The organism is Clostridioides sp. LIBA-7678 (assembly GCF_056716065.1).
The window spans coordinates 3016005-3029393 of sequence record NZ_CP196987.1; the positions used below are offsets into that span (position 1 = coordinate 3016005).

Annotated in this window: 11 protein-coding genes; 1 reads left to right on the forward strand and 10 read right to left on the reverse strand. The window is 27.6% G+C overall.

Annotated elements, in window-relative coordinates; genetic code table 11:
- Positions 1 to 111: 111 nt before the first annotated feature.
- On the forward strand, positions 112 to 1887 hold the full coding sequence (locus tag ACTG46_RS14275) for an Rqc2 family fibronectin-binding protein (RefSeq protein ID WP_479923042.1): 1776 nt from the start codon (positions 112 to 114) through the stop codon (positions 1885 to 1887).
- A gap of 118 nt (positions 1888 to 2005) precedes the next feature.
- On the opposite strand, the gene cplR is transcribed toward ACTG46_RS14275, so the two are convergent.
- The 10 genes from cplR to ACTG46_RS14325 all read right to left on the reverse strand — a co-directional run bounded on the left by cplR (position 2006) and on the right by ACTG46_RS14325 (position 12884).
- Positions 2006 to 3667, reverse strand: a complete 1662-nt coding sequence (gene cplR, locus ACTG46_RS14280; RefSeq protein ID WP_479923043.1) for an ABC-F type ribosomal protection protein CplR — start codon at positions 3665 to 3667, stop codon at positions 2006 to 2008.
- Between the two features lie 290 nt (positions 3668 to 3957).
- Entirely contained in the window at positions 3958 to 5166 is a 1209-nt protein-coding gene (locus ACTG46_RS14285) for a uracil-xanthine permease family protein (protein ID WP_054271173.1), read from the reverse strand.
- A gap of 282 nt (positions 5167 to 5448) precedes the next feature.
- Positions 5449 to 5982, reverse strand: coding sequence for a bifunctional pyr operon transcriptional regulator/uracil phosphoribosyltransferase PyrR (gene pyrR, locus ACTG46_RS14290; protein ID WP_054277257.1), 534 nt, complete (start codon positions 5980 to 5982; stop codon positions 5449 to 5451).
- A gap of 356 nt (positions 5983 to 6338) precedes the next feature.
- On the reverse strand, positions 6339 to 7286 hold the full coding sequence (locus tag ACTG46_RS14295) for an RluA family pseudouridine synthase (RefSeq protein ID WP_479923044.1): 948 nt from the start codon (positions 7284 to 7286) through the stop codon (positions 6339 to 6341).
- A complete protein-coding gene (gene lspA, locus ACTG46_RS14300) occupies positions 7255 to 7701 on the reverse strand; it encodes a signal peptidase II (protein WP_054271176.1) in 447 nt (148 codons plus the stop codon). The genes ACTG46_RS14295 and lspA overlap by 32 nt, the downstream gene beginning before the upstream one ends.
- Positions 7702 to 7859: 158 nt before the next feature.
- Complete coding sequence (locus tag ACTG46_RS14305; protein ID WP_054271177.1) at positions 7860 to 8630, reverse strand: polysaccharide deacetylase family protein; 771 nt, start codon at positions 8628 to 8630, stop codon at positions 7860 to 7862.
- A gap of 48 nt (positions 8631 to 8678) precedes the next feature.
- The gene (locus ACTG46_RS14310; RefSeq protein ID WP_054271178.1) at positions 8679 to 9161 is read right to left on the reverse strand and encodes a TraR/DksA C4-type zinc finger protein; all 483 of its coding nucleotides are present in this window, start codon (positions 9159 to 9161) and stop codon (positions 8679 to 8681) included.
- Between the two features lie 177 nt (positions 9162 to 9338).
- Positions 9339 to 10760, reverse strand: coding sequence for a carbon starvation CstA family protein (locus tag ACTG46_RS14315; protein WP_479923045.1), 1422 nt, complete (start codon positions 10758 to 10760; stop codon positions 9339 to 9341).
- Positions 10761 to 10906: 146 nt separating this feature from the next.
- On the reverse strand, positions 10907 to 11677 hold the full coding sequence (locus ACTG46_RS14320; RefSeq protein ID WP_479923046.1) for a LytR/AlgR family response regulator transcription factor: 771 nt from the start codon (positions 11675 to 11677) through the stop codon (positions 10907 to 10909).
- A gap of 4 nt (positions 11678 to 11681) precedes the next feature.
- A complete protein-coding gene (locus ACTG46_RS14325) occupies positions 11682 to 12884 on the reverse strand; it encodes a sensor histidine kinase (protein WP_054277260.1) in 1203 nt (400 codons plus the stop codon).
- Between the last annotated feature and the right edge of the window lie 505 nt (positions 12885 to 13389).

The window sequence follows — 13389 nt, forward strand, 5'->3', positions numbered from 1 at the left end:
TTATTCAATTTAAATATTACTATCTTGTTTAAATTTCCCCTAGTCACAAAGCATATATTATGTGTATAATTAATTTACTGACTATTTTGGTCAAAGAAAGGGGTGCTATATATGGCATTAGATGGATTAGTTATACATTCAATAGTAGATGAATTATCATCAAAACTTACAGGTGGTAAAATAGATAAAATACATCAACCTGAAGACGATGAGGTAATTTTTAATATAAGAAATAATAAAGAAAATTTTAGATTGGTCTTAAGTGCAAGTGCTTCAAATCCTAGAGTCTATCTTACAAGTAATTATCAAAAAGAAAACCCTCTAAAAGCACCTATGTTTTGTATGTTACTTAGAAAATACATACAAGGTGGTAACATAGTAGAAATTTCTCAAATAGGTTTTGAAAGAATAATAAAGATAAGTATTGAATCTTTGGATGAACTAAAAGAAAAGACAACTAAAAATATTATGATTGAAATTATGGGAAGACACAGCAACATAATAATAACTCATGATGAAGATGACAAAATTATAGATTCAATAAAAAGAGTACCTTTTAGCATAAGTAGAGTGCGTCAGGTTTTACCTGCTCATAGCTATTCGTTGCCACCAAAACAAGATAAACTTAACCCTCTTGAGAGTATATCTAAAGATTTGTTTATTAATAACTTGAATGAATTTGAAGGACCTATTTTTAAGTCTATATATTCTAAATTTCTAGGCATAAGCCCTACTATAGCAAAAGAAATCTGTTGCCGAGCAAATATAAATCAAAGTACTTCTATAAAGGATGTAACTAGTGAACAGTTTGATTCTTTATACAAAGAATTTTGTAGTTTGTTCAGTGCTATAAATGCTAGCAAATACTCACCTTGTATTGTTATAGATAAAAAAGTGGATAAAGTAGTAGATTTCAGTTGTGTAAATCTTACATTATTTAGTGATTTATCATATATCAATAAAGATAGTATGTCTCGTATTCTAGAAGATTTTTATAGAACTAAAGATATTAAGGATAGAATTAATCAACGTTCATCTGACTTAAAGAAGAGTATATCAGTTAAACTCGATAGACTTTATAATAAACTAAAAAAACAAGAGGAAGAATTATCAGAGTCTGAAAATGCAGATATTTACAAGGTAAAAGGAGAGTTGATTACTTCATATATCTATATGGTAGAAAAAGGTATGGAGAGTATTGAAGTTGCTAATTTTTATGATGAAAATTGTAAGAATGTAACTATAGAATTAAATAAAAACCTGACACCATCTGAAAATGCTCAAAAATATTTTAAAAAGTATAATAAAATGAAACATGCTAAAGTTGAAATATCTCATCAGATTTCATTAAATAAGGAAGAAATAGATTACTTGGAAAATATAATTTTAAGTATTGAAAACTGCGAAAATTTAGCTGAATTACAAGATATAAAAGAAGAGCTTGCTAAGGTTGGTTATATCAAGGCTCAAAAGAAGAACAGTAAAAAAGATACTATTCCTTCTACAAAACCTCATGAGTTTATTTCTTCTGATGGATTTAAGATTTTAGTTGGTAAAAATAATAAACAGAATGACTATCTTACACTAAGACTTGCTGATAATGATGACTTGTGGATGCACACAAAGAATATTCCTGGCTCTCATGTAATAATAAAATGTGCTGGTAAAGAAGTTCCTGATAACACTATATTTGAAGGGGCAATGCTAGCAGCATTTTTTAGTAAGTCAAAGCTTTCTTCTCAGGTACCTATAGACTATACTAAAAGAAAAAATGTAAAAAAACCTAGTGGTTCTAAACCAGGGATGGTTATTTATGAGACTAATAGTACTATTTATGTTACTCCTGAAGAAGAAATGGTAGCCAAGCTTAAAGTTAAATCAGAATAAATTTTAAATTAAATACAAGATTTGATATCAAATAATTATACATTGTCTGTCAAATGAAAAAAGGCTATCTCAAAATAGGGATAGCCTCTTTTTCATTGCTAAAATGATGAAGATACATTTAATCTTCTAACAAACTATTTTTTATTTTACTGATTTGCTTTAACAGCTCATTATATTCTGATTCATAATGTTCTTTCTTTATATTATCTTTTTCTATAGACAACATAGAGATAATATTTGTAAGTCTATTTTCTAATACTAAAAGATTTTCTTTTTTAGTTTTACTTTCTCTACTCGGAGTTTTTTTATTTCTATTGATTATATATTCATCATAAGAACAATCAAACTCTCTTATTTTATTATTTTTTATTTCCATAATATAGTTACAAATATGTGATGTAAATATTCTATCATGAGATACTATAAGCATAGTTTTATCAGTATTTATCAATGCCTTTTCTAGTGCTTCCATAGATTTTATATCTAAGTAGTTCGTTGGTTCATCAAACACTAAAAAGTTGTTATCTTCCAATATTATTTTACATAGTGCTACTTTTACTTTTTCTCCACCACTTAGTACTTTTACCTTTTTGTAGACATCATCACCATTAAATCCAAATAAATTTAAATTTATTCTTATAAAAGACTCATCAAATGAACTATTAACCTTAACGTTGTATAAAACACTATTTTCTTCATCTAAGATATTTTGATGTTGGTCGAAATAACCTATATTTACCTTGTTATTTATTTTTATACAGTCATTTTTATTACTTAATATTTCTTTTATCAGAGTACTTTTTCCACATCCATTCTCACCTAATAAAGCTATTTTTTTGCCTCTTTTTATTTTAAAAGAAACATTCTCTAGTAGGCATTTATTTCCTAGATTTAAAGTCATATCTTTTATCTCTACTAAGTTTTTGCTAATTATCTCCATACCATCTTGAATCTTAATCTTCATTTCAGTGGAGACCTTAGGTTTATTCTTTATCTCAAGATTATCAATTCTACTTTTTATAGCCTTCACATTTGAGTCTAATTTTTTCTTATTAGTTTGCCCACCCATTTTGTGTAATCTGGCCTCTGAGTTGCCCATTCGTTTTGGAGTTTTTCTTACACCATCACTTAAAGCTTTTTTGTATAAAAGAGCTTTTTCAAGTCTTTTTTTCTCTTTAACATATTCCTGATACTCAAAATCAGCTCTTTTTACTTCTTCATCTTTTTGCATTAAATAATCAGTGTAATTACCTTTGTAAGCTTTTAATTTTCCATCCTCTAACTCCACTATAGTTGTACATAACTCATCTAAGAAACGTCTGTCATGAGATATTAATAATAATGCACCTTCATACCTTTTAAACATATTTTCTAAAATACCAATACTTTTTTTATCTAAGTTTGAAGTTGGTTCATCAGCTATTAATATACTTTTCTTATCACTTAGCGCATCTGCTATCTTTAGCTTAATTTTTTCACCTCCTGATAAGTACTCTTCAAATCTATCTGGAGCATTTAAAATACTCTTTTCTTTACTATTACTGCACATTTCAATGTTATTCTCACTTTGGCTTATATAAGAATAGCTATCTGTAAGATGAATATGACCTTTATCTATTTCTATTTCACCTAATATTGCCTTTAATAAAGTTGTTTTTCCTTGACCATTTGAACCAACTAAACCTATTTTCTCACCTTCTGACACTTCAAACTTATCTATATCTAAAATTAATCTATCAGAATAATATTTCTTTAAATTTTCTACTTTTACTAACAACATAAAAAAATCCCTCCTTAACACACTTAAATATAAGGAGAGATTTACATAAATAGGCATAACAAACAAACGTATAGACTATAATCTACTCTCCTTAATTTAAGCATCGTAAATAAAGCCACCAAAATAGGCTTTTCAAAAATTACAATACTTTAAATTATAAAAAATAGATTATATTCTCATTGTCCCAGTTACCTTGCCCTTTCTTTCATTTATTTTTAACCATTATATCAACATTAATTACAAATGTCTATATAAATTTAATTATTTAAAATTACACAAGTTATTATTTACTATTCTTCAACTTTAAAATCCTTATTATTTAAAATTCTATTTAATACAATTCCAACAATTGCAGCTAAGCTAAGACCTGTTATCTTTACTGTACTTGTTATTGGTATCCCTATGGATATACCTTTATTAGACAGGTATGTTGTTCCAAGACCTATTAGTAATATAACTGCTATTATTAACAAATTGATTTTACTTTCTACACAAGAACTATCTCTTATAGTTTTTAATCCCACATAAGTTATCATTGAAAATAGCATTATACTAATTCCACCCATAACTGAGCTTGGTATACTTTGAAGAAATCCTCCAAACTTACCTACACAAGCAAGTAATATAGCAAAGACTGCTGTACGTCTAAGTATTGAAGGGTCATAGTTTTTAGTTATAGCAAGTACAGCTGTATTTTCTCCATAGGTTGTATTAGCTGGTCCACCTAAACAACCTGCAACTATAGTTGCAAATCCATCTCCAAGTAAAGTTCTGTTTAAACCTGGATTTTCTATAAAGTTTTTACCAACTACAGCTCCATTAGTAGTCATATCTCCTATATGTTCCATAAATACAGCTAATACAACTGGAGATATAATTACAATTGCTCCCAAGCTAAACTTAGGTATTGTAAAATTAGGTATTGCAAATAAACTTGCTTCTGTAATTGTAGTTACATCTACTAAATTTAATATTAAACATATTATATAGCCAGAAAAAACAGCTATTAATATTCCTAATTGCTTTATAAATCCTCTACCAAATTTATTAGTTAAAATTGCTATTGCTAAAGTTATAAATGCTATTACAAAATTTGCTGAAGCCATACTAAAAGCTGTTGGCAATAAATTTAATCCTATAACTACTATCATAGCTCCTGTAACTTGTGCTGGAAAATACAATTTAATTTTATTTACTCCAACTACTTTTACTATAATTGACATTATAATATAAATTAATCCTGCTACTATTATACCACCTTGAGCATATGCTAAGTCTCCACCATATGCCTCTTTAGCAGCCAGTATAACTGGTATAAATGCAAAACTTGAACCTAAAAAGGCAGGTACTTTTCCTTCTGTACAAAAATGAAATATCAATGTACCAACACCAGCACAGAAAATCGCAACTGACGGATTGAAGCCTGTCAAAATGGGAACTAATACCGTCGCTCCAAACATGGCTAATAGATGTTGTAAAGACATTATCGTTTTTTTCATAAAAACCTCCAAAATTATTATATATAAATAAATCCTCTGTTTAATTAATATCTTTTAATTAATTATCATTCCCTAGATTCTATTTTTTAATCTCTATATACTTATCATAAAACTTATCTTTTTTTACATTTTACGACATTAAAAACTCAAATAAAGGAGAATAAAGACTACATTAAGACACACATACATAAAATTATAATATTTATTTTGTGCAATCTATGTAAGCTTTATCCTCCTCCCTGACTATTCAATGCTAAGCTTTTATACAATATATTAAAATTATTATTCTTTGATTGTAACTGAATCTTCTCCATCAATTTCTAGTAAACTAACAGATATAATTTCATGTCTAGAAGTAGGTACATTTTTTCCTACATAATCTGCTCTTATAGGCAACTCTCTATGTCCTCTATCCACTAATACTGCCAATTGTATTGACTTAGGTCTTCCTATATCAATAATAGCATCCAGCGCTGCTCTCACAGTTCTTCCTGTATACAAAACATCATCAACTAGAACCACAGTCTTATCATTTACATTAAAATCTAAATACGTTCCCTTAACTACAGGTTCCACATCAATTTTTTCCAAATCATCTCTATACAAGGTTATATCAATATCTCCTGTATCCACTTTTGTTCCTTCTATTTGTTCTATTCTTTTAGAAATTCTATTTGCAATTGGTACACCTCTGGTTTTTATTCCAACTAAAACTAGATTTTCTACACCTTTATTTCTTTCAATTATTTCATGACTTATCCTAGTAATTGCTCTTACTATTGCTTTTTCATCCATTAATTGAGCTTTTTCTACCATATCATAATTATTGTCAAATATATAATATATATTTTTGACAAGTCTACTCCTTTCTTTTAATTTTTATAATTTTATTCTTAATTAAAATTTCAATTTAAACAACAAAAAACTCCTCATCACAAGACAAGAAGCTCTTATATAAAAATATACAGTCTAATTTAGCAATTGTCTTACGATATCTCTGTATCGTTTAAAGATAATTTTTATAATCCATTAACTCAAATTATATATTTATATTTCAAATTTTTCAAGCTTTTTTAAGCAAAATACTTTAATATAAAATATTTTAGTTAAATTTCACTAAATTTATCACTTATACAAAAACAAATAAATGATTTATAGTACCACACAAACTCTTATTTAATTTTTCTAATAACTTCCTTGAAATACTCGGGTAATTCTGAATTAAATTCAATATACTCCTTTGTAGTAGGATGTATAAATCCTAACTTCTTAGCATGTAAAGTTTGTCCTTTTAATTTAAATTTATTTTCTTTTGGACCATATACACTATCACCTAAAAGCGGGTGATTTATAGACAAAGCATGAACTCTTATTTGATGAGTTCTACCAGTTTCAAGTCTAGCCCTCATATGAGTAAATTTATCAAATCTTTCTACTACTTCAAAATGCGTAGTTGCATTTCTACCATCTTTTACTATAGCCATTTTTAGCCTATCTTTAGGGTTTCTTCCTATAGGCTTGTCTACAGTTATTTTATCTTCTTTAACCACACCATAACATATAAATTCATACTCTCTAGTTATAGTATGTTCCTTTAATTGTTCTGCTAAAAAATTATGTGCATAATTATTCTTAGCTATCATAAGAAGACCAGAAGTATCTTTGTCTATCCTATGAACTATACCTGGTCTAACAACACCATTTATTGATGATAATTTATCTTTACAATGGTATAAAATCCCATTTACCAATGTATTTTCATAATTTCCAGGAGCCGGATGAACAACCATGTCTTGAGGTTTGTTTATTATCAAAACATCATCATCTTCATATACAATATCTATTGGAATATCTTGAGCTACAACTTCTAAAACTTTAGGTTCTGGTATCTCTATAACAATATTATCGTCTTCTTTAACTAGATACTTAGCCTTTTCTACCTTATCATTAACCTTTACTTTACCATCTTTTATAATTTTTTGTATATAACTTCGTGACATATCACCTAGTTGCTCTGCTAGATAAACATCAAGTCTAATCTCTTCTTCTTCTTCAAGTACCAAAAACTCTTTTACTTCATCCATTAAATCACCTACTTTTACTTTCAAAAAATAAAACATATATGCATAAAAATACAGTTCCTACAACTACAAATACATCTGCTATATTAAATACATATTCCCATATAATCCTAAAGTCGAAATAATCTACTACAAAACCCAGTCTAACTCTATCAACTAGATTTCCTAATGCTCCTGATATTATTAATATAATACCCAGCTTACCAAATATATGTACTTTTCTTGTATTAAGATAATATAATCCAAATACTGTTGCAAGTAATGCAACTATTATAAATATCCATTGGTTATTTTGTAGTAATCCAAATGCTGCACCTCTATTTTCTACATAAGTTAAATGAAATACATTATTTATTATTGGTATTGTTGATACATCTACCAAATTATTCAATACCCATATTTTAGACAGTTGGTCTAATCCTATAAGTAGAATTATTATTAATACATATAGCAATTATTTTTCCCCCTATAAATTATTTAAAAATCAATTTTATTTGAAACACGCTATTACTATTATACAAAAAAAATACTCCAAAGAGCAACTATCTTAAAATATTAATGATGCTTGTAAATTTGCAATACAAACATCATTAATATTTTAATAAGTATTTTTTATTTTTGTACTTGTTCATTTTTATCTAAGTGAGCTATAAGTTCTGATATTGTTACAAATTTATATCCTTTTTCTTTTAATTTAGGTATTACTACTTCTAAGGCTTGTATAGTTTGTGACTTATCATTTCTTTTATTATTATAATCATGTAAAAGTATTATATTACCATTTTGAACTTTTGTAAGAATAGTATTTATAATACTTCCCACCCCAGGATTAGACCAATCTCTAGGGTCTAAGTTTGACCATAGAATTATGTTCATACGCTTAGAAACTATAATATCACAAACACTCTTACTCATGGCTCTATATGGAGGTCTAAATATTTTGGGTTCTACTCCAATTACATTTTTTACAGCATTTTGTGTGTCTGTTATTTCTTTTTCTACCTTACCATAACTATTTTTTGCAACATTTATATGTGTGAACGTATGATTCCCTATCTCGTGTCCCTCATCATACTGTCTTTTTAATAATTCTTTATTATATTCTACCTTTTCTCCAACCACAAAAAAAGTTGCCTTCACATCATTTTTCTTTAGTATATCAAGTACTTGTGGTGTAAAGACCTCATCTGGACCATCATCAAAGGTCAAAGCTATAACCTTTTCATCATCATTTCCTTTTTTTATTATCACATCTTCATAATCACTGATTTTACTATCACTCAAACTATAAGTTTCTTTTAAGTTATCTTGATTATGATTATATGTATACACACCTACTAGTGATAATAAACATATACATATACCCCATATTACCTTTTTCATGTCATTACCTCTTTTCCAATTCACTTGAATAATATGTGATGTCAGTTTTTAGTCTTTCAATAATTCATTTTTATTTAAATCAGTCAAATCAGTCAAGTATTCAGAATAAAAATTAGTATTTTCAACTTCAGGATTTTCACTTGCATCTCCTAATAAATCATCATTCTTATTAGCACAACTATTACATAAATTTGTATCTGGTAATATATCCAATCTTTCTAAATCTATTTTTTTATGACATAAGTCACAAATCCCATACGTTCCATCTTCTATTTTAGATAAGGCTAAATCTATTTGATACATTCTTCCTTCTTCATGATTTATTAAGCTATTTTGCATATTTTGCATATATACATCTGTTCCCATATCTCCTATATGATTATCATAACTAGATAGCTCTCCTGATGAATACTTTTCGCTTGTATGTTTAGTCGTATCTCCAAATAAAGTATTGTCTTTCATATCTACTACTAAATTAGTTAATTTTTCTTTTTCCTTTAATAATCTATCTTTATATTTTTTAGTATCCATTTTCAACACCTCTATTTTCATATTTATATCATAAAAATAGTATGTGGAAAACTAAATTAAACATACAGTAAAAAATAAGATTTGATAAAAAAAATTGTAGGTAAATTTTAAATTTACCTACAATTTTTTGAACATAATTTAAATATAAATTTTTAATTTTTTATAATAAACATTTCTCTAACTTGCCAATTTATGACTATTTTGTTCTTTGATATCTTTAGCCTTTTTAAAGAATAAAAGTCCCAGGATTATTGCAACAACAATACCTATTCCATTAGATATATTAACTGGCAATCTAAAACCTTCTTTTGCCTGCATTATGTAACTAAATGTAACTACAGTCATAAAAAGTGCTGGTAATGTAGTTATATAATGATTTTTATTTGCTTTAACCAAATATGCAGAACCAGTCCACAACATTATCATAGCCAATGTCTGATTTGCCCAAGAGAAATATCTCCAAATTATATTAAAATCTATAAATGTAAGAGCAACACCAACTGCAAACAATGGTAAAGCTATTAAAAATCTATTTTTAACTGCATCTTGATTATAATTCATTGCATCTGCTATTGTTAATCTAGCACTTCTAAATGCTGTATCTCCAGAAGTTATAGGACATGCTATAACTCCAAGTATAGCCAAAGCCCCTCCAATAGGACCCATCAATCCAACAGACACTGTATTTACAACTGTTGCTGCTCCACCATCATTAAATATTACATTAAGTTGAGGTATACCATGGAAATATGACATAGCTGCTGCTGCCCAAACTAAAGCTATTATACCTTCTGCAACCATTGACCCATAAAATACAGGTCTTGCTTCACTCTCTTTTTCAACACATCTTGCCATAAGTGGTGATTGTGTTGCATGGAAACCTGATATTGCTCCACATGCTATTGTTATAAATAAGTATGGAAATAAAGGTGTTCCATTTGGATTCATATTTTGTAAATTTATATTTGGTATGTTATATCCCTTTATTATTAATCCTCCTGCTACACCTACTGCCATAATTAACAAAGCAGCTCCAAATACAGGATATATTTTACCAATTAATTTGTCTATTGGTAAAACAGTAGCCATAATATAATAAAGAATTATCACCCCAACCCATATTTGCGTATTTATACCTGTCAATGTTTTTAATAATCCTGCTGGACCTGTTACAAACACAACTCCAACCAGTACTAAAAGAATAACACTAAATATTCTCATTGCTATTTTTGCACCATTACCTAAATAAAGACCTACCAGCTCTGATGCAGATGTACCTTTATTCTTCATTGATAAATATCCAGAAGCAAAATCATGTACTCCACCTGCAAAGATTGTTCCAAATACAATCCATAAAAATGCTGATGGTCCAAATAATGCTCCTTGTATAGCACCAAATATAGGTCCTAATCCTGCGATATTTAAAAATTGAATTAAAAAGATTCTCTTCCATTTCATTGGAACATAATCTACTCCATCTCTACAAGCTATAGCTGGAGTTTGATTTTTATCATTGATTCCAAAAACCTTTTCTACAAATGTACCATAGATAAAATACCCTGCTATAAGTACTACTATTGAACCTAAAAAACTTACCATAAATTCATCCCCTTAGTTTTTTGTATAATTGCTTTATAAATTTTTATAAGTTTAAGAAAAATATTTCCAGTTCAAATAGTAATACTTTTTTATGCTAATATAAATGTTAATTACATTAAGTGCATATTTAAGTACATGAAATGACTTTATATATGCATCAATAACCTAAATTCTTTTACTTTACTTCTACTTACAGTTACCTCATAATCACTATTTTTTAATTTTAATATGTATGTATTATTAAACCATGGTATAATTTCTTTTACTTTGCTTAAATTTACGATATAAGACCTATGTGTTCTAAAAAAAGCTTTATCATTTACCATAGTTTCTACTTCTGAAATTCCTTCTTTTAATATAAACTTTTCTTTCTCTGTATATATGAATGTCTGCCTTTCATTGGCTTCACAATAATATATATCATCAATATCTATTACAACCAGTTTGTCACCTTTCCAAAGACTAATTTTATGTGTTATTTCTTCTATATTTTGATTTATTATATCTTTCCTGTCATTGGATAAATTATTATTATCATTAGATAGTTCAGTACTATTCATTTCACTTTTTTCTAACTTATTCAGCATAGAAATTATTCGCTCTTCAGAATATGGCTTAAGCACATAATCAAATACACCCAAAGAAAAAGCATCAACTGCATAATTTTCATACGCTGTTATAAAAATAATTTTAGGTCTCGATTTAAATTGATTCAATGTTTTTGCAAGCAATATACCATCAAGATGAGGTATATTTATATCCAAGAAAATTACATCTATTTTATTTTCCTGAATAAAATCTAACACCTCTATACCATTAGTAAATTCACTCACTACCTCAATGCTACTTTTATTTTCAATAAAATATCTCAATTCCTTTCTTGCTGGAAACTCATCTTCCACTATTATAGCTCTCATCCTACTACTCCTTTACATAAAATACTATCAAAGTCCCATTGTCAGTTCTTCTCATATTAAGCCCATTTCCATACATTAATTTGAGTCTTAAATGCACATTATAAAGCCCAATCTTATTTTCAGGCATATTATCTTGATATACATTATTTATGATTTCCTCACTTATACCTATACCATCATCTTCAATTGATATTCTTACAGTATTTTCTAATGAATATTGTAATTTTTTTATAGATATTTTTACTGTACCAGCTCTACCACTTTCTAAAATCCCATGTATTATTGCATTTTCCACCAATGGTTGTATAATCAAACTTGGAATCTTTATATTTACATCATCTATATCATAAGATACAGTTAATAATTCTCCAAATCTAGCCTTTTCTATCTCTACAAAAGATTTGACCTGCTCAACTTCTTTATTTATATCTATTAAATTATCACTATATTCCAGATTATATCTTAAATAAGTTGATAAATTTATTATTAGTTCTCTGGCTTTATCTGGACTGAATCTTATAAATGAAGCTATTGTGTTTAAGGAATTAAATAAAAAATGAGGATTAATCTGTCTTTGAAGTGCCTTTATTTCTGCTTTATTTCTTGCTTCTATATCCTTTTTATCTTTTTCAATCCCCTCAACTATGGATATAACAAATCCTATTCCAATCTGTCCAACAATTAAAGGCAAATATATTCCACCAATTATTTGAATCGCTAAAGAATGTGGATGCGATATTAAATATATAAGTAGTATAGTAAAACTTTCAGAAACCATACCTACCAGTATGCCATATATTACTCTATGTTGTTTTGGTATCCTCTTGTATAGAAATCCAGACAATACACCTGCTAGGATACTTGATAAAAGACATGGGACAGATGTTATACCTCCAATATCCATAAAGTATCTATGAATACCAGAAAGAACCCCTGCTGTAATACCTACCATTGGTCCAAATAAAACACCTCCTGATACTATAGATATTATTCTGGTATTTACTATTGAACCCATATAATTTATACCATTGTAAGTACCAAATATAGCCAAAAAGGTAAAAACTAATGCTATACATACCAAATCATTAAAACTGTATTCTTCTTTTTGAAATATTTGCTTAAACGTTTTTGACTTTGTTATCAGAAGAAATAATACAACAATAAGACTTGTTTTTTCTATTAATGCTATTAAAATTGATGTTTTCATATTTTCCCTCTTAAAAAGTAACTATTCATACACTTTAAATTTATTATTTTTACTGTAAGTTAAATACATAAAAATAAATTCCATAGTTATTGTATCATATCATCTATATAGAAACATAAATCTGTTTAATTATATAAATTTAAAAAATGTTTTTTTGATATATTATTGACAATTTTTATTATAAGAGTTAAAATTAACTCATAAATTACATATTGGGTATAAAGTACATATTTAAAGTTAGTTCAGAAGGCTATGGTTTTCTGATTTTTTTATGCTCAGTAGTGATATGCAAAAAAGACAAAGTTAACGTTAGTTAACTTTTACCTTTATTCTACTTTCCCCAAAGTAAGAATAATCTAACCCCTTTGAGATGAGCAGAAGCTCATCTTTTTTTATGTATATTTCTATATATGTAAAATTAAGTTTATCAACATTTACATATAAATAGGGGCTACTCTCTGTTTGATATGCCCCCATTTTATATTTATCTTAATTTTTTATAACA

Coding starts and splice junctions, on each gene's coding strand:
- ACTG46_RS14275 (WP_479923042.1), top strand. CDS start 112: ATGGCATTAGATGGATTAGTTATACATTCAATAGTAGATGAATTATCA.
- cplR (WP_479923043.1), bottom strand. CDS start 3,667: ATGTTGTTAGTAAAAGTAGAAAATTTAAAGAAATATTATTCTGATAGA.
- ACTG46_RS14285 (WP_054271173.1), bottom strand. CDS start 5,166: ATGAAAAAAACGATAATGTCTTTACAACATCTATTAGCCATGTTTGGA.
- pyrR (WP_054277257.1), bottom strand. CDS start 5,982: ATGGTAGAAAAAGCTCAATTAATGGATGAAAAAGCAATAGTAAGAGCA.
- ACTG46_RS14295 (WP_479923044.1), bottom strand. CDS start 7,286: ATGTTTTATTTTTTGAAAGTAAAAGTAGGTGATTTAATGGATGAAGTA.
- ACTG46_RS14305 (WP_054271177.1), bottom strand. CDS start 8,630: ATGAAAAAGGTAATATGGGGTATATGTATATGTTTATTATCACTAGTA.
- ACTG46_RS14310 (WP_054271178.1), bottom strand. CDS start 9,161: ATGGATACTAAAAAATATAAAGATAGATTATTAAAGGAAAAAGAAAAA.
- ACTG46_RS14315 (WP_479923045.1), bottom strand. CDS start 10,760: ATGGTAAGTTTTTTAGGTTCAATAGTAGTACTTATAGCAGGGTATTTT.
- ACTG46_RS14320 (WP_479923046.1), bottom strand. CDS start 11,677: ATGAGAGCTATAATAGTGGAAGATGAGTTTCCAGCAAGAAAGGAATTG.
- ACTG46_RS14325 (WP_054277260.1), bottom strand. CDS start 12,884: ATGAAAACATCAATTTTAATAGCATTAATAGAAAAAACAAGTCTTATT.